Genomic DNA, 26,399 nt, shown 5'->3' with positions numbered 1-26,399 from the left:
GTCTACAGGCGCCTATGGCTGGTAGGCTGCAATCAACGCATGCTCGGGAATCCGAAGCTAAACAACAGCAAATCATGGGCGCGTTAGCCAGGTGCAGCCCCAACCCATTAGCTGGCGAATACCGACGAACGGTCATAGCCGTTTCTTGTTACGGTCAGGAAAACATTTTTGTAAAGTTTTGACCCCAAAAGCTCAGCTTTGACGAAGAAATTTTACGGAGAATCGTAAATTTCAACTTCATAAATGAGTACGCCAAAGCGCAGGTACGGGCCAAGGTTGAACAACCGATGGGGTCGCGGTGTTGGCGCTGACCGAAAACTGACCCGGTGGGTCAGTTTTCAATCAGCGCCAACAGCCGCCATGCGCCGCATCCAAATCCGCGAGGCGGTGAAGGCACATTTTCAGAAAGAGATGATGCTGTTCAGCAAGGGCATCAAGGTGCTGTCGCTGTTCTTCATCGATGAGGTAGCTAAATACCGCCAGTACGACGCAACCGGCGAATTGCCCGGCGAGTACGCTCAGATCTTTGAGGAGGAGTACAACGCCTACCCGCCTTATTGATCCCAACGCTTCCCTGATTGCTGGTCGTGGCTAATGGCTCATTGATATGCCTGCGGGCCTGCTTCATGCTGGTTGGTGATTTTCGACACCGATGTAGCTGACATGAGCGATGCGCGGCGGTGGGCTTTGTAATTATTCAATGGATGAGAGTCATGATCAAGAAATCGGTAACGGACCTCGCTTTTGTAAGCAGTAAGACGCCTCTGCCTACCGTTGAGGTAAACGTGGACAGTCTCGAGGCGTCAGGGCGCGGTCTCCATTCTACGGTTATGGGTGTGCTGTCCAGGTTGGCCAGGGAAGACCACTCGCTTAGAACAACCGTTTACCTATACGGTTCGGTAAGCGTTAATTTTCATGAACCTTGCTGGTCAGAATTTCTAATTGTGGCGGGGCCGAAAAGAGCTCTCACGGCCATGAGCGACGGCTTTCGATTGCCAGGCGTGAGATCGCGTAACAGCGATTATTTAATGCCTTCGTCAGGCAAGCGTACTTTTCATGTCGAAGATGGCCTGGTGTGGGAACAGGAGGACGGTGCTACCTGGTATACCCATGGTTTGGCAGAAGACGATGGCGCTGATGTCGACGACGGAGATCTTGAACCGTTCGAGGAGGAAGGCGGGCCTTCGTTGATAGCCTCGGACGATGAGGCGCTTGAGGATGACGACGCGGATGAAGATATCGTCGCTACGGGGAGGAAGGCTGCTCGGTTTCGTGCTGCACGATCGGACGCTAAAGTCAGCAGCATTCGGTCGACTATCGAGGAGGTGTTCGGCCTGCCATCGGGTTCGGTTGCGCTGTGTGGGCCTGACGGAAGTCCACTTCGAGGCAATGCATTGATCAAGACGTTGCGTAAGCGGTGGGATGAGTAGTGAATACCGAGAAGCCCGAAATGAACAAGGCGCAACGATGAGAGCGTCAGGACTCAGACCGGCCTTTTACTTTTTCGTCTGAAGTGATAATACATCTGGGATCGCCGCTTTGCCTTGTTCTGTCCTTCGTGCAAAAGCTTCAAGGTGTCTAGGAACCTGCGGGTACGGAAGTAGCAAGCACCTCATTTCCGAGGTGCTCTCATACTCTGAAGTAGAAGGGTGACTGATTGGGGGGAGTATCCCTCGCCCTTGAAGTTTTAGCCTCTGCTGGGGTCAAAGATCCAGCAGGTCTGATCAAAAGTATCCCGCATGGAATACTTCCCTCAGTCATATAACCAAGGCTTCAGCTCTTTCAGGTTCGCCACCACGATCTGCTGCGCCTCCGGCTTAGGATCCAAGTGTTTAGGATCGATCTGGTATCGCTGCAACACATATTTCACCAACGCCCCGCAGCTCGGGATCTCCAGCTGCCCGTCGATCATCCCGAAGTCGATCTGGATGATCAACTTCTGCGCCGGAGTCAGGCCTTCATCTGGCTTGATGATTACGGTAACCGGGGTGTTCCAGGCTTCATCGGCATCTATGCCGTTTTCTGTTTCACCATCCTGAATATCCGGAATCCCCCGTAACCGGCTTAGTACAAAGTCACGGTACTTACGGTTCTTCTCGCAATACGCCCGAACGTGCCAGCGCATACCACTATAGATCAGCGTGTGCGGCGCAATCATGCGGCCCTCCGGGGCCGGACTGTTTAGCGACACATAGTCAACGTCCAGACTCAGATGTTCACGGCAGGCCTTAAGCAAGGGTCGAAGTATCTCCGCTTTGATCGAGCGATCCGGCACCTCCAATACCCTGGTGTGTGCATAGGCTAGGGCCAGACCCTCGATATACGGCGCCCGAGAATTATTCTGATAAAGCAGGTGCAGGTACGCGCTGGCACTGTCGTCAATGAATAGCGGCTTGAACGTCTTGCTGGGCACGTAGCCCTTTATTTTTTTGTCATATGTAAGGTTTTTAGGCGCATGTTCGTTGATGTAGGTGTTGATGTCCTTGGACGCCTGCTGACGACTGATGCCGAAGCTCTGGATCAAGTGCCCCGTGGTCAGGCGGCCTTCCCACCAGGCAACGGTTTCAATCAAACGATAGCGAAGTGCCAGGTCCCAGCGAACCTGTTCAATGGATTGCGTACGTTTCATGTCCCCTCCATGTGCGTGAATACTTTACCTGTATAAGTCTACATTCTAGACCTGTCGTTTAACACTACATATCGTGTCGCTGTCTTCGGGATTTCCCGAACTCACCAAGGAAGCAGACATGAACGCGTTGGACATGGTTTCTACAGGTGCATTGATGTTGCTGGGCATCATCCTGTTGACGCTGGTGCTACAGACCCTGAGGTTGCGTGAAATATGGCAAATGATGCTGGATGGCCATAGGGCGGCACGCAGGACGGACATTGGCAATCTGGAAAATAAAGAACTGCGTTCGGCTCTGCGGGCGGAAAAAGCGCATGTCGATCAGCTACGGCGCAAGTTGGAGCTGCTTCAGCTGCTGATTCCGGCAGTCTCGGGGGAGCAGGCATGAACAGACTTGAACGGATCAAAGGCTGTCTGCTGGGCGGTGCTGTTGGCGATGCGTTGGGCGCCCCGGTGGAGTTTCTCGAGTGGCCTGCAATCGAAGCTAAGTTCGGTCCACAGGGAATCATCTATTTTGCCCCGGCTTACGGTATCACTGGTGCCATCACCGACGACACGCAGATGATGCTCTTCACGGCCGAAGGCTTGCTGCGGGCTTATGTGCGCGGCAGTTCGCGAGGGATTTGCCACGTTCCCAGCATTATCCATCATGCGTTGCTGCGCTGGCTGATGACCCAGGATTACCCTATGGCGATGCCTGTCAGCAGGGACGGGTGGCTGATCAAACAACCGGAACTCTGGTCTCGCCGCGCCCCTGGTACTACCTGCCTAGCTGCACTCAAGGCCAGTTCGCGGCTGGGCGCTGTTGCCGAGAACAACAGCAAAGGTTGTGGCGCCTTGATGCGCGTTGCGCCCTGTGCATTCTTTGCTAATGCCTTTGACTACGCTGCCCAGTCAGGGCGCCTGACCCACGGGCACCCTACGGGCTACCTGGCGGCTGGGCTGTTCGCCGATATTCTCCAGCGCATTGTCGATCGGCAAGACAGCCTGGAGCACGCAGTCACTCAAAGCTTGGCCAATTACGGACAAATGCCCGGTATGGAAGAAACACGGAGTCTCATCGAGCGCGTGCTGTTCTTCTTTTACGAGGGCTACCAACCCACCCCGCAACGCATAGGCGAATTCGGTGGCGGTTGGGTCGCCGAAGAGGCGTTGGCTATTGGGTTGTGGTGCGCCCTGGCCGCGCGCTCGTTCGAGGAGGGCGTGATCACGGCGGTGAATCACGGTGGCGACAGTGACAGCACCGGGTTGATCGCCGGGCACCTGTTGGGTGTTCAGTATGGTGCTACGGCGATTCCTGCTCGATGGTACGGGCAATTGGAGCTGCGCGAAGTGATCGAGCAGATTGCCGAGGATATTGAACGCATTCCGCGTGAGTACTGTGGGGATGGCGGAGAGTTTGATCAGCAGATTGAGCAGATGTATCCCGGCAGGTGAGGGAGCTGATGGGGTCGACTATGGGTAAGTTTTCAGGAGAGCTGCAATGCCAATAAAGCCCAGACCACTTACGTTTGTGTGCCGCGATTGCCAATGGAAAAAAACAGTAGCGCCGCGTAGCGATGCATTGGGGGTGGGTGAGTATTTCACCCAGTGTCCACGTTGCACCAGTAACGCAATCAAAGTTTTCGCGGCGGGATTTCTCGACGGGCTGCTGGCGGAATTAATGGCCAGAAGACGCAGATTCTGACCCGCACTGGGTCGGTTACAAAGGAGAAATGCGAACGTTGATTTTTATCGCAATATTGGTGGCTCTGATTGGCTTCTCAGGCATATCGCGGCCGCTCAAGATCGGTTTTGTGTTGTGCATGGGCTTGTTGATGTATTACATCTTTCTGTATGGAGGTAAGGCCGATCGATGTACTAGGGGGGGGGCTCGCGGAATTCGGAAAAAATCGTAAACTAAACTGAGGGGCTAGCGGCCGGCCTTGTCGAAGGCAGCCATGATGGTCTTGGTCAGCGACTCCATGGCTGACATGCGCTCTTCAACGCGGCCGTCTAGTAGGTCAACAATCTCGTAGGAGAAATGACTACCGCCCTGCGGGTTTTCATTCCTACTGACCACTGTTTGCAGTTGATAGGTGTCGGCAGATATCACTCATAGGAAAGTTCGTTGGCCAAGTATTGAAGAGCAGAAGCCGCCAAAAAGTAGCCATTCGCTAGCGCTCTTGCAAGCGAAGCGAACGACGTAAATAGTTTGTCAGGCTGGTATAAAAGTGTCGCGTGCGATGTTTCCAATCACATTGGTGGCTACAGCATCTACGGTTCCACCGATGATTCCTCCAAGTATTGGAACGGCTTTGCCAAGGTTAACAACACCCTTTTCACCAAACTTGGTTAAAAGCTTGAATCCGACGCTTTTGTTGATGGCGGTTATTGTTTTTCCTGAGATGCTTTTAATTGCGTTAGTTGCTATTTTTGTACCAACCACAATTCCTACATCTTTAAGTATGTCTTTCGCCGCGTCGCCAGCGAGACAGGCATAAACAAGAGTCTTTACCTTGTCATCCTTTAAGTCGTAACCACCCATCTTTGCTATTGCAGCAATCATCCTGATTTGAACATACATTACGGATGCGATATTTGCGGGGATTGTTACAGGCATTGCAATTATTCCGCCTAGGCCGGTTAAAAAGCCGGATGTTCCTGCTTTTGTATTTTGCCAGCGAATAAGAGAGTTTGCATTGTCGATTAGAGTGCCACTGTCTGACGTGTAACTGCTTGCCATTTCAGCCGCCGAATCTAAACCTGGCACGCCGTTAATTGCTTTGTCGTAGGCCCAGTCAAGGGCTTGCATAATCTTATTGTGCGTCAACTCATTTGCCATATGTAGACTCCATTCATGATTCAGCTTAACTAGATATAGGTATTCCAAGTTAATATTAACTTGGGTAGATGGTATTTTGGGTGAGTCAGTGCCTCAGGCCTAAATGACATGAGTGCCAAGGGGGGCGGGTGTAGGTCGATTATAATCCATGGCGGCAAGTCGCTTTGCGTGTGGTTCACTAAGCTCAGAGGGTAGCTCGCGACACAGAGGGAAATCAACCGGCGCATCGACCGCATGCCACTGAATCCTATCGGGGGCGATGATTTGCCTATGGCAACTTGCTCAATAAACGAATCCGGCTAGCGTTTTTTTGTGTTTTGATCGAGTTGGTCTTAAAAATTATTAAAGCTTCCTGGTTTTCGGCCGATATGCTTGAGAGTTATTGATCATCAAATAGGGATGTGTATGGGGTTCTTTGACAAGATTAAAGAGTTGGCTTTGAAAGCCAAGTGCGCTACAGGATTTCATGCTGGCAATTTCGTAAAGGTTGCAAATGGTCCAGCTTGTCACTTTGAAAAAACGTGCCCAGATTGCTATGAACACGTAACAAAGAAAGAACACCGCTATGGAAACGGGGTATATACAGAGTTCAGCTCTTGCGAGAAATCATGGGCTTGCGAGTATTGCGATCACGTGAAGAAAAAAATCGAGCACGAGGGTTATCGCGATGCAGGCATGGATGATAACTGCCGAGTCAAAGAAGAGTGCACTCGTTGCCGCCATACAAAAGTAGAGAAAGAAAACCACAGCTGGCATGAGGCCTCTAGGACGGAGGACACTATTGTTCTGTGGTGCGTGCGCTGCAAAAAAGAGAAGACGCGTCCGAAGAACAGTTTCTAATATTCCTCCCCCTTACTCGTTAAGCGCGTGATAAGAAAGCCCGGCTATCGTGTCGCAATGCTGTTCAGTTAAGGAAAAACGCTGCTTATCCCTCACCGGGAAAGCGGCGTTTTTTCTGGCTCTCACACCATGGCTGGTTGCTGAAAACTGCGTACCTATGGCTTAAGTGATAAGTATTGCGGCCATCGTGTCGACCTTGATTGATTCACAAAAGCCATCCCCGCAGACAGGGCGGCGCTTGGGAAGGCTAGGATTATCGGCGTACTTGGCATCAGCGCCAGGGGCGGGGATTGGTGGGGGTGAACAGACAGGTTTACTGTTCCCTTACGCTGTGCCTTCTGGGCCTATGCACGCAGCGATCTTGATCTCAAGGTCTATGTAGGCGTGTCGTGCGAGATGGCGAGCTGGGGCGTCCATCACATTGCTTACCATTGAACGCCAGAAAAATGGCTACATTTTGCCACTACTCCACTGACAACTTCTTCATTCTTCTATAGATTCCTGTCGTATTGCACCTCCAAGGCAGAAACCGCGCATGAAAATCGGTATTGATTTCGGCACCAGTTACTCCAGCGCTGCAGCTTTCCGCAACGGCCGCATCGAACACATCATGTTCGATGGGCAGCCGCAATTCAGGACGTCGGTATTCTTTCCAGACCGTGCCGTCGATATTTCCGGGTTTGAACTCACGTCGCTTAACGAGCACGAAATCAGCGAGGGAATTCGCTCTGCCAAAGCGTCTTTCGCCAAGCGACGTTCCGAGTACAACAAGGATATCGCCGCGATAGAGATGCGCGCTCGAGCCGCAGCTCGTAACAAAGCACCGATGTCCGAGGAGGAAAAAGCAGAACGCCGCGCCATGATAGCGAAGCCTTTTCTGAGCAGCGATCAGGACCTTCGCGAGTCGGCCATCAATGCAATCAAACGTCGCTGGCTGAGCGATGAGATCGCGAAGGCCAAAGAGGCTGACATTCACTTAGATACCGCGATCTTTGGCGAGGAAGCCATAGATGCCCTGTTCATCTACGAGTCCGGTCGGCTGGTCCAGTCGCCAAAGTCGATGCTAGGCTTTCGCCTGGAGGGGCCCCAGCGTGGCTATATCACCGGGATCGTGACACGCATCCTAAAGCACATCCGGGAACAAGCCAGCTCGCAACTTGAGCAAGAGGTGACGCAAGCGACTTTGGGTAGGCCGGTGCAGTTTCGCAGTTCGATAGGTCCGGACGGAGGTTTGCAGGCCATCGCCATACTGACCGAAGCTGCCGCTGCTGCTGGCTTCGATAAAGTCGATTTTCTGCATGAGCCTTCCGCGGCTGCCGTGGGTTATCACAGGAGTTCAACGACTGTTCACCATGCGTTGATCGTCGATATCGGTGGTGGGACCACCGACATCGCATTGGCTAAAGTCGGCACAGGGGACACGCAGCCTCATATTCTGAACACTTGGGGTGAGCCCAAGGGCGGCACTGATGTTGACCTCGGTCTTTCGCTCCGCTCAGTGATGCCGTTGTTCGGCAAGGGGGAGTGCCCCGAGTTGTTGGCGCCCGTATTTATGGATGCTGCGTCTGTGAGTGACCTTAATCGTCAGAAGTCCTTCCGGGATCGCCGTTTTGCTCATACCCCACTTCCATACGCGTCCCGATTGGCGGAGTTGCAGAAGCCGGGCATCCCCGTGCGCCTGAACCGTGACGTGGAGAAGCTGAAGATCGAACTCAGCGAAACCGCACAGAGCGAACGTTCGCTGGATTACATTGAGCAGAGCCTAGTGGCGCAAGCGACCGATAGCCACTTGGCATTGGCCGCCGAGAGTTTCATGCGCACCTTTCAAGCGCTTCTTGCGCAAGTCGCCAGCGAGATCCAGGACTATACCCCGGTGCTGTTCTTGACCGGCGGCATGTCCCGAGCGCCCTACGTGATTGAAGCGGTAAAGCAGGCCTTCCCGCAATGCGATATAGCACCCAGTGGAGCCTCACTGGGAGTCGTCGATGGACTGTCGGTGCACGCATCATTGACCCAGGATGTTCGGGTTCCCGAGCCCACCTGAACATCCCTTAACTCTAAATGACCAAGGACCGTCATGATTGACTCAGTTGTTTCAATATCCGAACAAGCGTTTTTCAGTATCGTCACTTCAGCACTGGAGGCCTACAAACTGGAGCATGTTTTAACCTGCGGCGACTCTGCGGCGGGCGTAGAAACGTTCGGGCACCTGTGGGGGTACTGCCAGCCACTCATTGGCAGAAACATGATGCACAGGGTGGTATGGGCAGACACATCCACAGCCGTTGAAAGAGACCAGGGCTCAGTCTCCTATACCGATGAAGCGCAAGAGCTGAAACAAGGCTTTATCGACACTTTTTTTCCTGAGGTCTGCTACCTGGGTGACTATCACAGTCACCCATATAGCCACGAAGATGACGAAATCAAAACCGAACTCGAGCTTGAGCGAGGTCACCTTTACCGATTCTCCGAAGGGGATTTCCGCTCGGTTAAATCTTTGCAGGATAAGGCACTGGACTACCGGGTTGGCCTTGTGGCCACCGTGTTCGAGCGTGAGCGGAAAGTGAAGCGATCACTGAAGAAACTGGACGGCGAAAGTTGCATCAGATTTCAGTACCTGAACATGACGATCTGGCTGAAGGCCTATGTCTGGACCTCGGACGACAACGATAACTATCGGCGCAAGGCGGACAAGATGGTACGTCTGGTGTGTCCGAGTTTGAATTTGTTGGCTGAGTGACGCGGTATGGGACGCGTTGGGATCGACAGGTTGGCAGCGTCGAAGTTTAGGGGGCAAAGCCTGGGCGGGGGCTTGAAGGTGCATGGGCTGACGTACTGATTGCGCTAGTGTCCAGTCTCAAAAAAACGTTCCCTTTAGGCAATGATGCCATCGTTTCTCGTGCACGCTGGATCCGCTCAAGCGGGTGATCGTCCGTGATAGAAAGGATTCGATGCGCCCTGCGTGCACACCCTGTACGTGGACAAACCGGTGAAGGCCACAACCTGATACAGGCCATTGCCCCGGGTCAACCGCGTATTCAAGGACAAGCAGGGCGGCCTGGTGGTGGGCTACATCGGTATATCCAATGAACTGAAGTCGGCGCTCAAGGAGTACACCGCGAGCAAGAGCAATCCGTACTATCACCTGCATCGTGACGACCTGGCTCGACAGGCTGATTTCTTTTATAGAGCCAGGTACCTCTGCAAGTCGGCTACCAAGATCTTTGGCAATGGTAGCCATAGCTTTGGCTGCAGCCGAAGCTAAGTACAACCGCAGGATCACGACAAAAAATAAGTGATTGGGTACCGTGCCGATGACCACCCCGGCATCAGCCAAGGGCGGTCATCGGCCGGTGTGAGCCTAAGAGTTACAGGCAACCTCGTTCAGCCAACGATACGCAGCCTTCATGGCCCACGACGACATGATCCAATATTCGGGTGCCGACCATGTTCAGGGCGTTCTTGAGCGTTGTGGTCAGGGTACGATCGGCTTGGCTGGGCTCCGGGTCGCCAGAGGGATGATTGTGAACCATAATTACGGCCGCGGCGTTGTGCTCCAGCGCGATCTTGACCACTTCCCGTGGGTACACGCTCGCACCATCCAGCGTGCCTCTAAACAGCTCTCTGAAGCCTATTACCCGGTGCTTGCTGTCGAGCAGCAGTAGTGCAAAGACTTCGTGCTCGTGGTACTGCAGCAGTGTTTGCAGGTGGCTGAAGACCTGCTTCGGCTCTGTCAGTGCCCGGCCTTTAGACAGGCGACTCATTGCCAGTTGTTGCGCCATACGTAGGATGTCAGCTTCGGTGACAGGGGAGTCCATGACATAGGTGCCGGTCGTTTCACCGGCTTGGAGTTTGTGATATTTCATTTGGGTCTTCCTATACGAGTGCGTGAGAACGAAGGGTTCTGAGAAACCCTGTTACTGGACGGTGGGCTTGCCGTTGTGTCGCGTGGCTTGCGACTCCAATTTTTGGGCGAGTGAGGGTTTGGCAGGCGCTGCCGGTTGGGCTTTTGGCTCTAAAGGGCTGGGCTGATCTTCAATGCTGGGGAAGAACTCCTCGACGATGGCCCCGGTGTCCTCCTCACTGTCTTCAAAGGCCCCATTGTTAAAGCCCTGCCGGGCCGCGTGATCCAAGGCGCTCTGGTCAAAACCCGCGGCTTGTCGGGTTTCCTCCAGCTGCTGGGCTTCCAGTAAGGCGTCTTCTAAGCTCAGGCCGCTGCGCACCGTGATATCGACGTAGAAGATCGGTGTGCCGTGGCTCTGCCGAGTGGACTTACCCCGCAGACGCAGCTCCAGCGGCAGACAGGCCAGGCGATTGCCGGAGATTGCGCTGAAGTACTGCAGGCGTGCCGCCAGGGTACGTATGCTGTTGAACCCAGTGGTACGGAAGACGAAACTGCCCAGCGGATCGTCATCGCCAATTACCACGTTCAGCCGGCCGTAAGGCTTGCAGGCATTGCCTTGAGCCAGTGAACAGCCATCCGGTGAAGGACAGGGCAACGACTGGATGCCGTCCTTGGTCAAACGCTTGCAAGTCTCGCCGTTGCCTACACACAGCGGCCGGCCGCTGTTACGGTCAAATAGGCTGTAGTCCGCCCGAAAGTTCAGGTCAGGCTCGTTGAACAGCAGCCGGATCGGAATACTGCGTAGCTTGCCGTCCTGGCCATTGCGCAGCTCCTCATTGAGTGGATGCAGCAGCCAGCCGTCGCGGCTCTGTACTTGGGAGGTAAGGGTGAATTGATCGTCCTTTTCCGGTAGACGCTTGCCGTTTTTCTCGACGACCTTGCCGATGGAAATGCGCCCGAGTACCGGAGGGGTAATGGCTAAACCTTTGAGCATGGCGGTTCTCCTTAATCCGGAAATAAAAAAGCCACCGGGACCTAAACGGTCCGGGTGGCGTGGGTGAGTGGGATGATTCAGCCGATCAGGAAGCGGCGACTGCCTGTTTTGATCTTGGGGTAGCGGGCCTGCAGGTAGGGTTTGTCCTTGAGCATCTGTTCGACATCCAGACCAAGGCTGTCTTTGGACTTCTTCCAGCTGATGTAGCCTTCCGCAAACTCTGCACGGGTGGCTTCACCCATGGCCTGCTGCAGGACCTGCTTGAGCTGCGCCTCACGCGTCTCTTGCTGAGCAATGCGCTGGCGAACAGCCTTGAGCTCTAGGTAGGTGCTGGCCAACTCCGTTTGTTGGCTGAAGTCCAGGGTCTGCCCGTTATCCTCGGGGTAGAGGCAGCGCAATGCCGCGTCTGCTGAGGCCGTGCCATCGGCCTGTGGTGGGGTGTCACTGACCACGTAATCCCAGAACAACCGCTCCAGGTCGATCAGCCGAGCAATCATCGATTCGTCCCGTTCGATGCGATGGACCTCCAGGTGCTGGCCACCGAGCAGTACCGCCACATCCGCCGCCTGCTTGCCGGTGACGGCGAGCTGATGCATGACCTGCAACTGCACATACTCCGGTACACCTTCTTTCCAGAGGCGAGCCCCGTTGATACCGGCCGTTTTACATTCGAGGATCTGCACCTCTGGCGCGCCGATCACCTCTCGGTCGATGTTGGCCAGCATCCAGGCCAGTTTTGGATCAGGATGCTGCAGCACCGCATTGATGCGGCGGACCCGATGACCGCTGCGCCGGCTGTAATGCGTCGCCACGATAGGCTCCAAAATGTTGCCCCAGTAAGCTGGGCTGTCTTCATCCTGTGGATCGAGTTTGGGCAGTGAGGTGTCACGCCCAGTTTTCTCCAGCCACAGCTCCAACTGGGATTTATATGGGTTAAGTCCGACGGCTGCTGCGGCATCCGAACTGCCGATACCTTGTTTGCGAACTGCCAACCAGTCCTCACGCGGCAGTTGTTTGGTCCCCACCAGGCGTAAGGCGGGACGGGGTTTGTTACTGGGGTGTTGCAGAGTTTGTGTGTGCATGATGTTTTCCTGTGCGGCATAAAAAACGCCCAGCCAGCAGAAGCTGACCAGGCGCTTTAATAGTTGATTAAGTGAGTGGAGCTAGGCGGCGAGTTGCAATGCGGCTTGCAGGGCGCGTTGTTTGATGAGAGCCCCTTGGCCAAACCAAGCCGAGTCCATGCGGTATTCAGTACTTCGGGCACGTCGCTCGTGATCAACGTACTCGGTCACCGCATTGAGCAAGCCCCACGCAGTTCCTTGGGCCGATTCCAGCGTGGCGCCGCGACCTCCGCCTTCGTATAGGCTTTGAACCTTGCGCAATGCGCGCTCGTTCGGCAGGACTTCGGGCAGTTTGCTATTGGGGGGGACGTCACACACAACGCTCATGAAAAAGCCCATCGCTTCATGCCACTGCACCTTGCGTTCAGACAGAGTGCGCATTCGATGCATGAAGGTGTCCCACTGTGAAACGGCGATGCCTAACTGCTTTTTCACCGCCTGCGGATCGAAGCGGGTGTTGTGCGGTACCTTGATCGCGCGGGTGGTGCCATCCAGAGCGATGGTCAGGGTGTTGTTGCAGACCACGCGCACGGTGGTCGGGGTCGCTGTGGTGGCCAGAGTGCCATCACAGGAGGTGGCCAGCAGTAGGTAGCCATTCACCTGGTCGTTACCACGGAGCGTCGTGCCTTGCCCAGTACGGGCCAGCGCCCAGAACTTGCGACCGCCTTTGAGCACTCCAGCGGTTTCCAGCTCGTAGCCCGAGACTTCGGTGAGATCGCGATAAAACTCCAAGACCTCACGCGGCTGCACGACCTGGTAGCGCTGAGAAACCACCGACAGAGGGGCCTTGGTGTCGGAGCGATACAGCACCTTCTGCTCAGGGAAGGTATGAATTGAGCCCAGGTGCCCGATGGCGTCAGACTTAAAATGGACCGGGCTTTCCTGAATCTGCCAGTCCATACCCGCTTCACGCTGCCAGACTTCGAGCGGTTGTTTGGGGGAGAGGCGACTGCCCAGACCATGCCAGGGCGTGGCACCAACGTAAGCCATTTGTTCAACGAGATGAGCCATGGGAATGATTCCTTGCGAATGAAGGGAAAAGCGCGTCGTTTCATTAACCAACGACGCCTGTTCACAACGACTTAACGGTTGACGCTGAAGCTGTAACCGCACGCCAGGCACTGATAGTTGTGAAGGATTTTTTCATCGATCTGCTCGCCCAGCGTGGCCCCGGCAATGCCACCTGCGACCCCACCGAACAGACCACCCAAAATCGCCCCGGCGATGCTGCCGATAGCGATTCCCACCGGCCCGCCGACTACTCCCAGCACCGCGCCGGCTTCTGCGCCTGAAAGGGCGCCGGCGGCACCGCTGGCCACACCGCCTGCCGCACCAATTAATCCACCCGTTTGTTTACCGATATTTTTCGTGACGACGCGTCCAGAGTTACAGCTTGGGCACGGGTTATACATACGCAGATCCTCTCCAGTGATGAGCGTGCTGAGCCAAAAGTGAGCACGCCAAATCCCCGACAGCAGTCGATACCGTGGGGCGTTCACGTAGGTGATATAGATCTGAAATATTTTCGGATGTGATTTCGATCGGTAACAGCTGGTGCTTGCGGTAACTGAACTCGGGTTGACTTGCCGATCTCAAGACCTATAATTACCAAATGGTAATTAATGGTGGTTGTAGATGCTCCGACAATCTGCGGCAAAAAGTGGGGATGCGACGTGCAGATCTCGTCGCAGAATAAAAAGTAGATGGGCGTTAATAGTGGGTTGGCCGCTTGTTACAACCAGAGTGCGAATGTCAAGGCGCTTCGCTATGGCATCGTCCGTGCTGTTCGCTTCTGCGGTGGCAGTCTGGTACCCGATTCCGTACAGGGATAGTGTGACTACTGATGATGCCTACGTCCGGGCCGATCTGACCCCGCTAGTATCACACGTTGAAGGATATCTCGTGGATGTGCCGATCCGCGACAATCAGAGAGTGCGTTCTGGCGATTTGTTGGCATTAGTGCAGGATGCTGATTATCGAGAAAAGGTCGCCGAAGCTCAGGCTAAGTCTGATTTAGCCGCTGCCGCGCTGGTCGAATCTCTCAGCCAAAAGCAATATCAACAGATTCAAGTAGAAGCGGCTGCGGCATCCTTACGGGCTTTACACGCTGAGTTGGATCGCGCAGTTGCTGATCACAGTCGCTATCATGCTTTACTGCCAAGTGGATCGGTGTCTCGCCAGCAGGTTGATGGTATTGATGCAGACGTTAAGCGTTTGAGCGCTAATCTTGCCCAGAGGCGCGCCGAGTGGATGGCGGCGCAACAGCGGGAGAAAATGAGCAATGCGAGTATAAACAAGGCGAGAGCCAATCTTCAGGCTGCACAGTCGAGTCTGAATCTGCGCAATATAGATCTTGGCTGGACACGTATCACGTCTCCGGTTGATGGCGTCATTGGCGAGCGTCATGTGCGTCCTGGTATGTATGTGCGCACCGGAACGCTGATCGCCGATGTAGTTCCGCTGCCACATGTTTGGGTGGTCGCAAATTTTAGGGAAAGCGAGATAACGCATATACGCCCAGGACAGCGCGTTACTATTTTGGTTGACAGTCTGCCTGGTCAAGCATTCGACGGTAAGGTTGACAGTCTTCAGCCTGCCAGCGGGGCGCAGTTTGCTTTGCTTCCAGCCGACAATGCGACAGGTAATTTCACTAAGGTAGTTCAGCGTTTTCCGGTGAAGATCACACTTGACCCGAGTCAGGATTCGCAGTCCTCTCTGCTCCCGGGTATGTCTGTTACTACGACCATTCACACATCAACCGGACTGAGTTCAGGAAATTTTATTGATTGGTTAACCGGCTGGCTGCGAGGGCGGGTGTGAGTGACTCTTTAGGCCCTGCCGTATCAGAAGTGAATAGTCGGCTGAAGTCGCGACTTTTTCCCGGATCTTTGATTCGATGGGATCGTCGGCGTTTTTCGGCCTGCGTGGCCGCTATTGCTGCAGCCTGGATGACCGTGCTCGGTGCCCGATACGTTGTGCTGGGATTTGCCGATGTACGGGGTGGTTTAGGCCTGGGGGTTGACGAAGGTACTTTGCTTTCTTCAGCTTATGCCGCTGGAGATGTAGTCGGCGTGGTGATTGGCTGCTGGTTGGCAACTGCGTTATCACTTCGACGGGTGTTGTTAGGGGCAACGTTGCTCTTTATGGCTACCTCGGTATTAATGGCGTTCAGCCCTCCTTATGCTGCTCAGGTCATCGTTCGCTTTGCACAGGGTATGGCCGGCGGGGTCCTATTACCGATGGCGATAGTTGCGCTATTGCGAACTCTACCGGCTAGGCATCGTGCTCTTGCTTTGGCACTATATACCTCCGCCTCGACTCTGGCCCCGCAGTTGGCCGCTGCAATCACAGGCTGGCTGCTCGACCACTGGGGATGGCGCGCACTGTTTCTCGCAAACCTTCTGCCTGGCATATTCGCATTGATCGCGGGTTTCTATGGTCTGCCGCGCGAAAGACTGCGTTTGCGGCCTTTGCTTCATATGGATCGGTTTGGAATGCTCCTGTTCGTTGGCGGGCTTGGCATGCTCGCCTGTGCTTTCGATCAGGGTAATCGGCTTGATTGGTTACAGGCAACCCCAATTAGAGTGTTGCTATTCGCCGGTACGGTTGCCATATGCGGATTTATATATCACGTGGTCAGAGTGAGGCATGATCGCCTGCTTAATGTAGAACTGCTGTCGAGACGCAATATAGTACTGGGCATTTTGGGAATTTTGCCTTTCAGTGTCGCTGTGACAGGTTGCAGCTATGTGATTCCCCAATTCCTTATACAGATACACAGCTATCATCCGCGCGAATTGGGAGCGGTGCTGTGGGATGCAGGCTGGCCGCAATTGATTAGTTTTGCGGGCGCGGTAGTGTGCTTGGATAGGAAATGGTTGGGAGGTCCCCGTCGTTTACTTGTATTGGGGGGCGTATTGGTCGCCACGGGTGCTCTGCATGACAGCTTGAACATCGACGGCTCATGGGAGGGCGATGAGTTGCGCATTGGGCAGATATTGCAGGGCTTAGGGCTGCCCCTGATCTTGTTGCCACTGCTGTATTTGTATGTTGGTGATCTTTTGCCGCGCGAGGGATTGCATGCTGCTATGGCATTCAATGTTATGCGCAGTATCTGCGGTACGGCGGGTTTGGCTTGGGTTAGCACTTTGGATCGAGTACGTGAGCAAACCCGATCTAATGTACTTATGGATCATGTGAGCACATCCTCGGCCGCTGTTTCAGCGAGGCTGGATGCCCTTATCTCGGCAGTCAGTATGCGGTCCAGCGGCAGTGATCAGGCGACGGAACAGGCATTGCATCTACTAGCTAGTAATGTGCGGCTTCAATCTCAGATTTTGGCGCATGCCGATACCTTGGCAGCGATCGCTGTGGTTACATTAATAGGTGCAGTGTTGGCGGCATTTATGATGCCCTACGGATCGGGACATCCCAGTTCTAATGTCCGCCACGCTTGAGTACCGTGCTTATTAGCACTCTCGCCAGAGTGTATGATATTTAATGGTATCGATACTCAAAGGACTTCATTGATGTTGAGTCTGAATAATGCCCTTTAGTCTATTGCGGCGGCGCAATTTAAGACTGAGCGAATCAATCAGCCGATGAGGATTGCGGTGGAGGACGCTGGAGAGGATTTAATCGCGCATATCCGGATTGGTGAGTTCGGTATTAGCCCTTTAGATCTGGCTCGATATATTCAGTCAGGCGGACCACTCTTCGCTATAAATAGTTCGAACGGGGAGGGGGGGGCAGTTGCGATATATTCTTGGCGAATACAGTTGCTTCGCGACGGTACTGTTATAGGAGCCGTCGGAGTGATTGGCGGTGCGCGTGAGCGGGACGATTTAATCGTGTGAGCTGGCGTCGCAACTTTTAGTTAGCTCCGTCGCGCGTCAATGCCTGCATGGCAGCAGGTGCTCCATGCAGGAAGCGAATGATAGATATTTCGATAAAACGATCCAGATCTTCCGGAACTGTCATGTCATATACCCAGCGACGTTGGGCAAGATAAAATAATTCACCGTGTAATCCCCATGCAACTTCAAGCTCAGCCGACGATAAGGTCTCACCGGGTGGCTTTTCGCAGGAAAGCTCACGTAATTCCATCGCCACTGGTTCGATCACTTTGGTCTGGATTAGGGAAAGATAACGTTGACTGATGCCGACGCCCTTGAGTCCTGCAAAAATAAAAATCCTAACCCAGTCATATCGAAAGATCGCAGGCAAATATGCCTTGTAAAAGTCGATTAATCGCGCTTCCAAGGTCTTTCCAGGCTGCTTTAGCATTGCCTCCCATTCAGGTTGCCAGCGGCTAAGGTAGACCTCTTGGTACACTCTATCTATCAACGCCTCTTTCGTTGCGAAATAACGAAACAGGTTCTGGTGTGTGATTCCAAGGCGTTCGGCTAACTCGCGTAGGGTACCTTCGAATCCGACCTCGGCGAAAAAGCGTACCGCCTCTTCAATAATCTCCCTCTCACGCTCTTGGGGGGGCATGCGTTTGCGTTTGTTTGGCGTTGGCCTCGAGGAGTCGTCGATCGTCTCGGCGGGGGCACATTTGCGTTTCGATTGTGGTGATCTGATCATGCTTTCAGCATAACGATAGACAATCGCTTGGTAAACAAGGTGGGACGCTTTGCAGTGAAATGTCGCACCACGCTCGCTAATTACTGATTGGTAAATAACTATTGATCGGTTGATTTTTTGCCCTATAATTACCATCCGGTAATTATTCACGTTGCGGACAAACTGAAGCGCATTTCAAATCAATTAGGAGGATTTCTGTAATGGCTAAAGCCCCCGAAACTGTATCAGTCAACGATCAGCGTTTCCTTGCTGGCCAGGCGGCGTTTGAGGAGATCACTGGGCTGCGTTCTAGTGAATTCTTGGACGGGCTAAAGGACCTTGCTCCTGCTATAGGCCGATTTGTTATGGAGTGGGAATTTGCCGATGTCTATGGGCAGAGTTCGTTAGATCTGCGTACCAGAGAACTCATTATGGTAGCTGGATGTGTTGCGCTAGGAGCAACTGCTGCTCCCATTCTGAAACTGCGAATTGGCTCAGCCTTGCGTGCCGGTGTTTCGCGTCAGGAAATTATTGACACAATTATCCAAATAGGTATAGCTGCCGGAGTTCCTGCTGCACTAGCGGCGATTCAGTCTGCTGGAGAAGTATTTGCAGTGCTCGATGCTTAAAGTGTTATCTGTTGCTTTTTTAATAGGGAGCTCGAGAATAAAACAAGGCTCTGCGATGTTTGGAAGGCCCGGCTAGGGGTGGTCTGAGGTAGTCATATTTTTTTGTAAAATTCGGCTGCCTTCAATTTTGAAAGTGCCGATTTGATCCAAAACGCTCAGATCACTCACTCATTCCTATCTTTATTAGCCGCCGTGAGAACCTCGCGGTGGCTATTCCCTATATTACAGGCACACCTCTCCTGTATCGCTCGCTAAATGTCGGAATGCCATCCACAGATTCGACATTGCAAATCGCGTCGCCAGATGTGCCGTGTCCTTTGCCAGGCTAGGGAAGCGTGTTTTCACAAAACTGAACTGGCTATTGATCATTGGAAAGGGTGTTAGAACTTATTCAAAATTACTTTACCGCTCGCTTCTGTAGGCTCGTTATATACGTCGCTCTGAATCGCATGCCTACCTGCAGTGGGTGTCGATGCGACTTCAATCGGGATACTACTGCCAAGCTTATCCACTGCCACTGGGACACAAAAACATAAATCTTTCTTGGGTCATTTTTCAATAAGCTCCAACATGTAAGCCTGTGCTTGCTATTGTGTAGCTGCGAAGCGACGCCCGGTCTGGCTCTGACGTAACAGCCGTATTCATCGTTAGCTGAGTAAATTTTTAAGCCTGGTTACTGACAAGCTTTTAAGCAGGTTGATCATCACTCCAGTGTTCCGTCACTTGAAGGATGTCAGCTTTGGTGGTCTTAGCTTCATGATGGTGAGAGCCATGGCAGTTTGAGAGTCTGCCACAGCTATTTGTTAAAAAGCTAAACTCACTTCGCGTCTATATCCAGCGCTAGCTTGTAACTTTTCTGGTTTTCAAGGTTTTTAATGAATCGCCCCGGGTTTCCTAGACACTCTCCAGGCTCGCTGCGTAACGCTTTTCAAACTCTACCGGTGACAGCTGATTGTTGAAACTGTGGCGTCGTTTTGGGTTGTAAAACATCTCGATGTAATCGAACACATCATCCCGAGCATCCTGGCGTGTAGTGTAGATTTTACGCTTGATCCGCTCCCGCTTTAGCAGCTGGAAAAAGCTCTCCGCTACAGCGTTGTCGTGGCAGTTACCTCGACGACTCATGCTGGCTACCAGGTTGTTAGCTTTCAAGAAGCTTCGCCAGTCTGAGCTGCTGTACTGACTGCCTTGATCCGAGTGGATCATCACCTCTTGCTTCGGCTTACGTCTCCAAACCGCCATCAGCAGTGCATCAATGGCTACGTCGCTGGTCATCTGCGACTTCATTGACCAACCAATGATCTGGCGTGAAAACAGATCGAGCACCACGGCCAAATACAGCCAGCCTTCATATGTTCGGATGTAGGTAATGTCTGTGACCCAGACTTTGTTGGGTTCTCTGACATCGAATTGGCGCTTCAGTAAGTTCGGTGAGGCAACGGCTGGTTTACCGCCATATTTTCCCGGCCTCCGTCGATACCCAGTCTGAGAACGTAAACCTTCAAGGCGCATCAACCTAGCTACCCGGTGACGGCCACAGCTCTCACCAACCTCTCGCAGGTCATCATGGATCTTGCGATAGCCATAAACACCACCGCTTTCCAACCAGGAGTGTTTGATCAGTCCAAGCAGTCGCTGATCGTCCTTGGCTCGCGCAGATTTTGGTTCTGATAGCCACGCGTAGTAGCCGCTGGGATGAACCTTGAGCGTCAGGCAAAGCCGTCGAATCGCGTAATGACCCGCTTGCTGCTTAATAAAGGCGTACTTCAGCCGCACTCCTTGGCAAAGTACGCGGCGGCCTTTTTTAAGATGTCTCGCTCCTCCGTCACCCGTTTCAGCTCGGCCCGTAGACGACGAACCTCAGCGCTCTGATCATCCTCCTCAACGCGCTGTTCCTGGGGCTTGGTGTAGCGCTTAACCCAGGCATAGAGGCTGTGCACGGACACACCCAATCGTGCAGCCACCTCCGAGACAGGAAGCTTCTTTTCGGTCACTTGTTTGACCGCCTGGATTTTGAATTCTTCGGGATATCGCTGGTTGCTCATGGCACCTCCTAATGGGCCTCATTTTAAGGCTTGGAGGTGTCTACGAAACTAGGGGCGATTCATAATGTAGGTTTCAATATGTGGAAATTCGCTCTTGGATTTGAGCAGGTTGAGCGCGCCTTTCACCACAAATCCCAGCATGAAGTCTGCTCCTGTGAGTCTCTCCTCGATTAAAAACTTTTTGTTATTCAAGTGGTTGTTTAGATAGGAAAAAACTTTATTGAATTCAGCTTCGGCGTAGTTGTTAAGGAATTTTAGTTCGGTTCCAGATTGTGTTTCAAACTCATTAAATATTTTCAGTAAGAACGGAAGCATTGCCGAGCTTTCTGAGAAATGGATCCATTGTAAGTAGTCAAGGTATTCTGCAGAGCTTTCTGTTGGTGCTAAATGAGGTGCAAATTTTTTTATCAGGATTTCTGCGATCGCGCCTGACTCCGCAATTATTTTTCCATCAAGCTCGATAACTGGAGATTTGCCTAGGGGGTGAATGCCCCTCAGTGTCTCGGGGGCTAGATGTGTTTTTTTATCACGCTGATACCGAATAATTTCATATGGTTGGCCTATTTCTTCCAGCAGCCACAGAATACGAAACGACCTGGAGTCATTGAGGTGGTGAAGTTTTATCATCATTTTTACGCCTTCTGAGTGATCTCGGTAAGGGAAATGTGCATTGTCTGAGGCTATCGATAGGTAATTTGCGGACTCGCAACGAGTAGGCAAGAAATTGTATCTGTCAATATGCGACCAGTCTACTATTCTGGTGGGCTGAATGCTCCGATAGCACTTACGGTCCGCTCCGAGTCCTTTGAGATCTGCATCTCGATGCTTGTCTTCTAGCGAGAGAGGAGTGCGCCCACAGAAATCCAAGGAGCTTTGGGAGGCTTAGGATTGGTTCTTTGCGTGTACTGCGGCGCTATTAGGATGCCGAGCGTGGGTTGGTGTTTAGACCTGCGGCGGCCATCAACAATTGCTACAATCTCTGAAGCAAAAATCTCACATAGACGACTGGTCTATTTTATGGTAGCTTGCACTGATGAAACCACGTTACGATGATACGCGCCAACATTTGCTCGATACGGGTCACCGAATGATGGTGGTTAAGGGGTTCACGGGTGTTGGGCTTAACGAGATTCTGCAAGCCGCAAGTGTGCCAAAAGGTTCGTTCTATCATTACTTCAAATCCAAGGAGCAGTACGGGCAGTGCTTGCTCGAGGATTACTTTCGCAATTATCTGGCGAACATGGATGAACGATTTGCCGCTACCGGCAATACAGCCCGTGAGCGGCTTATGGAATATTGGCAGAAATGGCTTGAAAGCTATTGTAAGCCCTGCGATGAGCAAAAGTGTCTTGTAGTTAAACTGAGCGCTGAGGTTGCAGATCTTTCGGAGGTTATGCGCCTCACTCTCCGTGACGGAACAGATCAGATAATTGAACGTATTTCTGGCTGTCTTGAGCAGGGTCAACTAGACGGTTCTTTGCCGCAAGGTGATGCTTACCGAACGGCCTTGGCGCTATACCAGCTTTGGCTTGGTGCAAGCCTGCTGAGCAAGCTGCACCGTAACAGTCGGTCGCTAGAAAATGCCATGGCTACTACTCTGATGATGCTGGTCCCTGAGGAGGCGTGATTACGAGATCGCCCACCCTCCCGCCTCGGTAGGGTGGCTTTTTTATGTGAAAAATAGCAGACTGGTCTAATTTTTCCGTTGATGCGGTTGTTTTTCCCCGCCATCCAAGGAGTGTGAAGATGTCTCAATCAAAGCAAATCAATCGAAGCGTTGTTCTGGCATCGCGTCCACATGGTGCGCCTGTCGAAGCGAATTTTCTTATTGAACAAGGTCCAATTCCTGAACCCGCAGAGGGGCAGGTACTTCTGCGTACTATCTATCTATCGCTAGACCCTTACATGCGTGGTCGCATGAGTGATGCGCCGTCCTATGCCCCTCCTGTCGAAGTGGGCGGAGTAATGGTGGGGGGCACTGTATGTCGTGTGGTTGCCTCAAAGCATCATGCCTATAAAGTGAATGACTGGGTGCTGTCTTTTAGTGGTTGGCAGGACTATGCGCTGTCTGATGGCAGCGACCTGACCCCTTTGGGCGATTCGCCAGCGCAGCCGTCTTATGCATTGGGCATATTTGGAATGCCAGGCTTCACCGCATACATGGGCTTACTGGATATTGGTCGGCCGCAGGCGGGTGAAACGCTGGTGGTGGCGGCTGCTACCGGGCCGGTCGGTGCGACTGTCGGGCAAATCGGCAAGATCAAGGGCTGTCACGTGGTCGGTGTGGCCGGAGGGGCGGAAAAGTGCCGGCATGCTGTCGAGGTGCTAGGTTTCGACGCCTGCCTCGATCATCGAGCGCCGGACTTCGCCGAGCAACTGGCCAAGGCCTGCCCGTCGGGTATCGACATTTACTTCGAGAATGTCGGTGGAAAAGTCTTCGATGCTGTGCTGCCGCTGCTCAATGCCAAGGCCCGAGTGCCGGTCTGCGGAATTATTGCGCACTACAACGATACCGCTTTACCCGACGGGCCAGATCGCTCGCCTGCCTTGATGGGGGCTATTCTGCGTAAGCGTATTAAAGTCCAAGGCTTCATTATTTTTGATGATTACGCGCACCGCTACGACGAATTCTTTAACGATATGTCAAGCTGGTTTGCGCAGGGCCGGATTAAGTATCGTGAAGAATTGGTGAGTGGTCTAGAGGAGGCGCCTAAGGCCTTTATCGGCCTGCTAGAGGGGCGTAATTTTGGCAAGCTAGTGGTTCGGGTAAGTGAAGACTGATTGCCTGTTGTTGGAATGACAGTGTTTTTTGCTCTGCCAGCTCAAGCTCCTTGCTGGTAGGGCTTTTTTATTTAAAAAGATCCAGGCCACTAAGTACAAGTAATGCCTGTGGGGGGATTATGCACGCACGCAGTAAGCGCTCGCATCAAATAAACGCCGCGTTCTGGCGTGTACTGGTTGGCTGCTTGGGGCTTTACCCAACGCTTTTGTTGGTGCTGAGTATATTAGCCCCGCTGACCCGTGATTTGAGTTTCCCAGTAATGGTATTGGTGGAGGTGCTGGTATTGGTACCAATCACCCAGCTTGTCTCCTTTCCGCTGGCCGGGTGGTTGGTTGCCCGTTTAAGGCGGATTAATTCGTGAACGTATGAGGCTGTTTTGGCCTGCTTCCCATACCGCACCCACATGATTAAAGCGATAACTAAGGTTGTCAGCATTAAAAATACTAGTCTGAGGAATGAAGATGCAAACGCTAATCATCAATGGACAGTCGCACCAAGTCGACGTGCCGCAGGATATGCCTCTGCTTTGGGTCTTACGCGATGTGCTTGGCCTCACCGGGACAAAATACGGCTGTGGTATTGCTCAGTGTGGCGTTTGCACCGTGCATCTTGATGGTCAGCCGATACGTTCGTGCGTGACCCCTGTTGCTGCTTTGACGGGCCGCTCAATCACCACCATTGAAGCCATCGGTGAGACTGCTGTCGGTCAAGCCGTTCAACAGGCTTGGCTGGCGCATGAGGTGGTGCAATGCGGTTACTGTCAGTCAGGGCAGATCATGGCGGCCACTGCTCTGCTGCAGAGCCAGCCCGCGCCAGACGATCAGGCGATTGATGCTGCAATGGCAGGCAATCTTTGTCGCTGCGCCACCTACACCCGTATTCGCACAGCCATCCACAGTGTTGGCCGTGTAGAGGAGGCGTGAGATGAAGAAGACAATCGAAATGAATGTTGATATGTCCCGTCGCCGTCTCTTGCAAGGCAGCGGTATCGCGGTCGGCGGCTTGGTGTTGAGTACCTGGCTACCGCCGTTGGTGTCCAAAAGCGCTGCCTCCGAGGCTGCTGCCTTAGGCCGGCTGGGTGATCGCTCCGCTGAGGGGTTCGGGGCCTTTGTGCGGGTGGGCCCAGATGGCGTGGTCACGGTGATCTCGCCGAAGATTGAAATGGGTCAGGGCGCGCAAACTGGTATTGCAATGATGGTGGCGGAGGAGCTTGAGGTCGATTTGGATAAGGTAGTAATCCAGGAGGCCCCACCGAACTCCGCACTGTATACCGATACCCTGCTTCAGTTTCAGGCCACTGGTGGCTCGACCTCTACCCGTTACACCTGGGAGCCGCTGCGTCGGGCGGGCGCTACAGCGCGCATTCTGTTGATTCAGGCGGCAGCGCTGCAATGGCGCGTCGCGCCGAGCCTGTGTCATGCGCAGAATGGCCAGGTGTTTGGCCCCAAAGGCCTGCAGGCTGACTACGGCGATTTGGTCGAGGCCGCTGCGACGCTGCCGTTGCCCGACGCGGTGCCGCTGAAAACCCCCGAGCAGTTCAAGCTGTTGGGCACTCCCGCGCAACGCCTGGACACGCCCGCGAAGGTCAACGGCAAGGCGCGCTTTACCATTGACCTGCAAATCCCTGGGATGCTGGTGGCCTCCAGCATCACCTGTCCGGTGTATGGCGGACGGCTGCGTTCGGTTGATGAAACTGAGGCGCGACGGGTGTTAGGGGTGCGCGACATCGTGCGTTTGGACAATGCCGTGGCCGTTACCGCAAGTAACTTTTGGGCCTGCCAGCAGGCCATCAAAGCGTTAAAGATCGAGTGGGAACTTGGGTCGAACGCTACTATCGGATCAAAGCAACTGGACCAGGAGCTGCTAGCCGCAAGTAGCCGTGATGGCGTGGTCGCTAAGCGCACAGGCGATATTGAGCAAGCCAAACAGGGATCTTCCAGCCAGTTCGAGGCCGTTTACGAGCAAGCGCTGTTGTCGCATTCGCCGCTTGAGCCCATGAGCTGCGTGGCCCATGTGCGTAAAGATGCGTGCGAGCTATGGGTGGGCACCCAAGTGCCGGTCTTCGCCCAACAGACGGCCGCCCAAGTCACCGGGCTGCCCTTGGAAAAAATCCAGGTGCACAATCAATTGATCGGTGGGGCATTTGGCCGGCGTCTGGAGTTCGACTTCATCACCCAAGCAGTGGCCATCGCGCGTCAGGTCGATTACCCGATCAAGCTGGTCTGGAGCCGTGAGGAGGACATGACCCACGACCTCTATCGGCCGCTCTATGCCGATCGTATGCAAGCCGCCCTCGATAAGCAGGGGCGTCCGCTGGGCTGGGAACACCGTATCGCTGGTGCCTCGATTCTCGCCCGCTATGCCGGCAGCTTGCCTCCCAGCGGCGTGGATGCCGATGCCGTTGAAGTCGCGGTGGAACCCATCTACCGCCTGCCGCATTTGCAGGTTCGCTATATCCGCCAGGAGCCGAGTGTCGTGCCCGTGTCCTGGTGGCGAGGCGTGGGCCCTCTGCGGGGGACCTATGCCCTTGAGTGTTTTATTGATGAGCTGGCGCACAATGCCAAGGCCGACCCGGTGGTCTACCGTTTGGAGCTGTTGGCGGACCAGCCACGTGCCCAGGCGGTGCTGCGCTTACTTGCTGAGAAGAGTGACTGGTACCAGTCTTTACCTGCTGGGCAGGGTCGGGGTGTGGCAGTAAGTTCGGTGTTTGGCAGCTATGTAGCAACTCTCGTTGAGCTTGAGATGCAGGGTGAATTTGGCTTGCGCATTAAACGCTTGATCAGTGTTGTGGACTGCGGCTTCGCGACTAACCCGACGTCGGTCTTGGCGCAGGTTGAAGGTGGGACATTATTCGGTCTGTCTGCTTCGTTGTTCAACGAAATTCTTATCGAGAACGGTCAGGTTCAGCAGACCAACTTCCACAACTATCGGCAGCTGCGCATAAGTGAGGCGCCAGCAGTTGAGGTGCACCTGCTGCCTAGCCTGGAAGCACCGGGCGGAGTCGGGGAAGCCGGTACTGCGCTGATCGGTCCAGCTTTGGTTAACGCTCTCTACGCTGCTTCCGGTACGCGCATTCGTCGGTTACCACTTAGCCGTGCTGGCTACTATCCGGTTTGAGGAGTTACT

General features: G+C 53.6%; 25 protein-coding genes and 3 pseudogenes. 16 read left to right on the top strand and 12 right to left on the bottom strand.

Translation table 11 applies throughout. From position 1 onward, the window contains the following. Positions 1–357 precede the first annotated feature (357 nt). Positions 358–549 (top strand): annotated as a pseudogene (locus HZ99_RS13660) (hypothetical protein); the annotation flags it as partial. 425 nt (positions 550–974) lie between these two features. After that, entirely contained in the window at positions 975–1,430 is a 456-nt protein-coding gene (locus HZ99_RS29240) for a hypothetical protein (protein WP_235205525.1), read from the top strand. 323 nt (positions 1,431–1,753) lie between these two features. On the opposite strand, the gene HZ99_RS13650 is transcribed toward HZ99_RS29240, so the two are convergent. Continuing rightward, the gene (locus HZ99_RS13650) at positions 1,754–2,629 is read right to left on the bottom strand and encodes a WYL domain-containing protein (RefSeq protein ID WP_038443663.1); all 876 of its coding nucleotides are present in this window, start codon (positions 2,627–2,629) and stop codon (positions 1,754–1,756) included. Between the two features lie 118 nt (positions 2,630–2,747). Between HZ99_RS13650 and HZ99_RS13645 the strand changes: the two genes are divergently transcribed. Together HZ99_RS13645 and HZ99_RS13640 are read left to right on the top strand one after the other, a co-directional pair. Then, positions 2,748–3,017 (top strand): hypothetical protein, encoded by a 270-nt coding sequence (locus HZ99_RS13645; protein ID WP_038443661.1) that lies wholly within the window; start codon positions 2,748–2,750, stop codon positions 3,015–3,017. Next, on the top strand, positions 3,014–4,066 hold the full coding sequence (locus HZ99_RS13640; protein WP_038443659.1) for an ADP-ribosylglycohydrolase family protein: 1,053 nt from the start codon (positions 3,014–3,016) through the stop codon (positions 4,064–4,066). Before HZ99_RS13645 ends, HZ99_RS13640 begins: the two co-directional genes overlap by 4 nt. Before the next feature lie 475 nt (positions 4,067–4,541). On the opposite strand, the gene HZ99_RS13630 is transcribed toward HZ99_RS13640, so the two are convergent. Together HZ99_RS13630 and HZ99_RS13625 are read right to left on the bottom strand one after the other, a co-directional pair. After that, positions 4,542–4,724, bottom strand: a complete 183-nt coding sequence (locus HZ99_RS13630) for a hypothetical protein (RefSeq protein WP_038443656.1) — start codon at positions 4,722–4,724, stop codon at positions 4,542–4,544. 102 nt (positions 4,725–4,826) lie between these two features. Then, positions 4,827–5,453 (bottom strand): EcsC family protein, encoded by a 627-nt coding sequence (locus HZ99_RS13625; RefSeq protein WP_038443654.1) that lies wholly within the window; start codon positions 5,451–5,453, stop codon positions 4,827–4,829. Positions 5,454–5,858: 405 nt separating this feature from the next. Here HZ99_RS13625 and HZ99_RS28570 point away from each other — a divergent pair, with 405 nt between their 5' ends. The 5 genes and pseudogenes from HZ99_RS28570 (at position 5,859) to HZ99_RS29615 (ending at position 9,558) form a co-directional block, all read left to right on the top strand. After that, positions 5,859–6,293, top strand: coding sequence for a hypothetical protein (locus tag HZ99_RS28570; protein WP_144243179.1), 435 nt, complete (start codon positions 5,859–5,861; stop codon positions 6,291–6,293). Between the two features lie 535 nt (positions 6,294–6,828). Continuing rightward, positions 6,829–8,337: an Hsp70 family protein gene (locus tag HZ99_RS13620; RefSeq protein ID WP_038443649.1), complete on the top strand. Its 1,509-nt coding sequence runs from the start codon at positions 6,829–6,831 to the stop codon at positions 8,335–8,337. Positions 8,338–8,370: 33 nt separating this feature from the next. After that, complete coding sequence (locus tag HZ99_RS13615; RefSeq protein WP_038443648.1) at positions 8,371–9,033, top strand: hypothetical protein; 663 nt, start codon at positions 8,371–8,373, stop codon at positions 9,031–9,033. Between the two features lie 151 nt (positions 9,034–9,184). Next, a pseudogene (locus HZ99_RS29620) lies at positions 9,185–9,420 on the top strand (type I restriction enzyme subunit R domain-containing protein); the annotation flags it as partial. A gap of 18 nt (positions 9,421–9,438) precedes the next feature. After that, complete coding sequence (locus HZ99_RS29615) at positions 9,439–9,558, top strand: YagK/YfjJ domain-containing protein (protein WP_328803765.1); 120 nt, start codon at positions 9,439–9,441, stop codon at positions 9,556–9,558. A gap of 103 nt (positions 9,559–9,661) precedes the next feature. On the opposite strand, the gene radC is transcribed toward HZ99_RS29615, so the two are convergent. The 5 genes from radC to HZ99_RS13585 form a co-directional block, all read right to left on the bottom strand. Next, a complete protein-coding gene (radC, locus tag HZ99_RS13605; protein WP_038443646.1) occupies positions 9,662–10,159 on the bottom strand; it encodes a RadC family protein in 498 nt (165 codons plus the stop codon). Between the two features lie 51 nt (positions 10,160–10,210). After that, positions 10,211–11,131: a hydrolase or metal-binding protein gene (locus HZ99_RS13600; RefSeq protein WP_038443645.1), complete on the bottom strand. Its 921-nt coding sequence runs from the start codon at positions 11,129–11,131 to the stop codon at positions 10,211–10,213. A 77-nt stretch (positions 11,132–11,208) separates the two neighbouring features. Further along, complete coding sequence (locus HZ99_RS13595; protein ID WP_032902034.1) at positions 11,209–12,213, bottom strand: YqaJ viral recombinase family protein; 1,005 nt, start codon at positions 12,211–12,213, stop codon at positions 11,209–11,211. An 81-nt stretch (positions 12,214–12,294) separates the two neighbouring features. Then, on the bottom strand, positions 12,295–13,263 hold the full coding sequence (locus tag HZ99_RS13590; protein WP_032902033.1) for a DUF932 domain-containing protein: 969 nt from the start codon (positions 13,261–13,263) through the stop codon (positions 12,295–12,297). 71 nt (positions 13,264–13,334) lie between these two features. After that, the gene (locus tag HZ99_RS13585) at positions 13,335–13,664 is read right to left on the bottom strand and encodes a hypothetical protein (RefSeq protein WP_038443644.1); all 330 of its coding nucleotides are present in this window, start codon (positions 13,662–13,664) and stop codon (positions 13,335–13,337) included. A gap of 355 nt (positions 13,665–14,019) precedes the next feature. Between HZ99_RS13585 and HZ99_RS13580 the strand changes: the two genes are divergently transcribed. Both HZ99_RS13580 and HZ99_RS13575 read left to right on the top strand, forming a co-directional pair. Beyond that, complete coding sequence (locus HZ99_RS13580) at positions 14,020–15,072, top strand: HlyD family secretion protein (RefSeq protein ID WP_051903157.1); 1,053 nt, start codon at positions 14,020–14,022, stop codon at positions 15,070–15,072. Further along, the gene (locus HZ99_RS13575) at positions 15,069–16,709 is read left to right on the top strand and encodes an MFS transporter (RefSeq protein WP_144243178.1); all 1,641 of its coding nucleotides are present in this window, start codon (positions 15,069–15,071) and stop codon (positions 16,707–16,709) included. The genes HZ99_RS13580 and HZ99_RS13575 overlap by 4 nt, the downstream gene beginning before the upstream one ends. Positions 16,710–17,124: 415 nt before the next feature. Here the strand turns inward: HZ99_RS13575 and HZ99_RS13565 are convergent, their stop codons facing one another. Further along, positions 17,125–17,988, bottom strand: coding sequence for a TetR/AcrR family transcriptional regulator (locus HZ99_RS13565; RefSeq protein ID WP_233098363.1), 864 nt, complete (start codon positions 17,986–17,988; stop codon positions 17,125–17,127). Positions 17,989–18,038: 50 nt separating this feature from the next. Between HZ99_RS13565 and HZ99_RS13560 the strand changes: the two genes are divergently transcribed. Then, positions 18,039–18,446 (top strand): carboxymuconolactone decarboxylase family protein, encoded by a 408-nt coding sequence (locus HZ99_RS13560; RefSeq protein ID WP_010562376.1) that lies wholly within the window; start codon positions 18,039–18,041, stop codon positions 18,444–18,446. Between the two features lie 222 nt (positions 18,447–18,668). Here the strand turns inward: HZ99_RS13560 and HZ99_RS29230 are convergent. The 3 genes and pseudogenes from HZ99_RS29230 to HZ99_RS13545 all read right to left on the bottom strand — a co-directional run. Continuing rightward, positions 18,669–18,824: pseudogene (locus HZ99_RS29230) on the bottom strand (IS5/IS1182 family transposase); the annotation flags it as partial. A gap of 516 nt (positions 18,825–19,340) precedes the next feature. Beyond that, positions 19,341–20,491, bottom strand: a protein-coding gene (locus HZ99_RS13555; RefSeq protein WP_088500423.1) for an IS3 family transposase whose coding sequence is annotated in 2 segments (ribosomal slippage) — positions 19,341–20,257 and positions 20,257–20,491 — 1,152 coding nt in all. Because the reading frame shifts where the segments join, the coding sequence is not laid out codon by codon here. A 48-nt stretch (positions 20,492–20,539) separates the two neighbouring features. Then, positions 20,540–21,121, bottom strand: coding sequence for a glutathione S-transferase family protein (locus HZ99_RS13545; RefSeq protein WP_235205524.1), 582 nt, complete (start codon positions 21,119–21,121; stop codon positions 20,540–20,542). Positions 21,122–21,524: 403 nt separating this feature from the next. Between HZ99_RS13545 and HZ99_RS13540 the strand changes: the two genes are divergently transcribed. From HZ99_RS13540 to HZ99_RS13525, 4 genes are all read left to right on the top strand, one after another. Beyond that, entirely contained in the window at positions 21,525–22,118 is a 594-nt protein-coding gene (locus HZ99_RS13540; protein WP_038443639.1) for a TetR/AcrR family transcriptional regulator, read from the top strand. Between the two features lie 119 nt (positions 22,119–22,237). Continuing rightward, entirely contained in the window at positions 22,238–23,272 is a 1,035-nt protein-coding gene (locus tag HZ99_RS13535; RefSeq protein ID WP_010562380.1) for an NADP-dependent oxidoreductase, read from the top strand. 462 nt (positions 23,273–23,734) lie between these two features. Further along, positions 23,735–24,196: a (2Fe-2S)-binding protein gene (locus HZ99_RS13530; RefSeq protein WP_010562382.1), complete on the top strand. Its 462-nt coding sequence runs from the start codon at positions 23,735–23,737 to the stop codon at positions 24,194–24,196. A gap of 1 nt (position 24,197) precedes the next feature. Then, on the top strand, positions 24,198–26,390 hold the full coding sequence (locus HZ99_RS13525) for a xanthine dehydrogenase family protein molybdopterin-binding subunit (RefSeq protein WP_010562383.1): 2,193 nt from the start codon (positions 24,198–24,200) through the stop codon (positions 26,388–26,390). Positions 26,391–26,399 lie beyond the last annotated feature (9 nt).

The organism is Pseudomonas fluorescens (assembly GCF_000730425.1).
In the GTDB taxonomy this organism is placed as follows: Bacteria; Pseudomonadota; Gammaproteobacteria; order Pseudomonadales; family Pseudomonadaceae; genus Aquipseudomonas; species Aquipseudomonas fluorescens_X.
This window is presented reverse-complemented; position numbering and strand designations above follow the sequence as displayed.

Bases quoted from the DNA above. Each gene is read 5' to 3' on its own strand.
- HZ99_RS13540 (WP_038443639.1), top strand. From the start codon at position 21,525: ATGAAACCACGTTACGATGATACGCGCCAACATTTGCTCGATACGGGT.
- radC (WP_038443646.1), bottom strand. From the start codon at position 10,159: ATGAAATATCACAAACTCCAAGCCGGTGAAACGACCGGCACCTATGTC.
- HZ99_RS13640 (WP_038443659.1), top strand. From the start codon at position 3,014: ATGAACAGACTTGAACGGATCAAAGGCTGTCTGCTGGGCGGTGCTGTT.
- HZ99_RS13620 (WP_038443649.1), top strand. From the start codon at position 6,829: ATGAAAATCGGTATTGATTTCGGCACCAGTTACTCCAGCGCTGCAGCT.
- HZ99_RS13615 (WP_038443648.1), top strand. From the start codon at position 8,371: ATGATTGACTCAGTTGTTTCAATATCCGAACAAGCGTTTTTCAGTATC.
- HZ99_RS29240 (WP_235205525.1), top strand. From the start codon at position 975: ATGAGCGACGGCTTTCGATTGCCAGGCGTGAGATCGCGTAACAGCGAT.
- HZ99_RS13530 (WP_010562382.1), top strand. From the start codon at position 23,735: ATGCAAACGCTAATCATCAATGGACAGTCGCACCAAGTCGACGTGCCG.
- HZ99_RS13650 (WP_038443663.1), bottom strand. From the start codon at position 2,629: ATGAAACGTACGCAATCCATTGAACAGGTTCGCTGGGACCTGGCACTT.
- HZ99_RS13535 (WP_010562380.1), top strand. From the start codon at position 22,238: ATGTCTCAATCAAAGCAAATCAATCGAAGCGTTGTTCTGGCATCGCGT.
- HZ99_RS13595 (WP_032902034.1), bottom strand. From the start codon at position 12,213: ATGCACACACAAACTCTGCAACACCCCAGTAACAAACCCCGTCCCGCC.
- HZ99_RS28570 (WP_144243179.1), top strand. From the start codon at position 5,859: ATGGGGTTCTTTGACAAGATTAAAGAGTTGGCTTTGAAAGCCAAGTGC.
- HZ99_RS13625 (WP_038443654.1), bottom strand. From the start codon at position 5,453: ATGGCAAATGAGTTGACGCACAATAAGATTATGCAAGCCCTTGACTGG.
- HZ99_RS13525 (WP_010562383.1), top strand. From the start codon at position 24,198: ATGAAGAAGACAATCGAAATGAATGTTGATATGTCCCGTCGCCGTCTC.
- HZ99_RS13645 (WP_038443661.1), top strand. From the start codon at position 2,748: ATGAACGCGTTGGACATGGTTTCTACAGGTGCATTGATGTTGCTGGGC.
- HZ99_RS13600 (WP_038443645.1), bottom strand. From the start codon at position 11,131: ATGCTCAAAGGTTTAGCCATTACCCCTCCGGTACTCGGGCGCATTTCC.
- HZ99_RS13545 (WP_235205524.1), bottom strand. From the start codon at position 21,121: ATGATGATAAAACTTCACCACCTCAATGACTCCAGGTCGTTTCGTATT.
- HZ99_RS13590 (WP_032902033.1), bottom strand. From the start codon at position 13,263: ATGGCTCATCTCGTTGAACAAATGGCTTACGTTGGTGCCACGCCCTGG.
- HZ99_RS13580 (WP_051903157.1), top strand. From the start codon at position 14,020: ATGGCATCGTCCGTGCTGTTCGCTTCTGCGGTGGCAGTCTGGTACCCG.
- HZ99_RS13585 (WP_038443644.1), bottom strand. From the start codon at position 13,664: ATGTATAACCCGTGCCCAAGCTGTAACTCTGGACGCGTCGTCACGAAA.
- HZ99_RS13560 (WP_010562376.1), top strand. From the start codon at position 18,039: ATGGCTAAAGCCCCCGAAACTGTATCAGTCAACGATCAGCGTTTCCTT.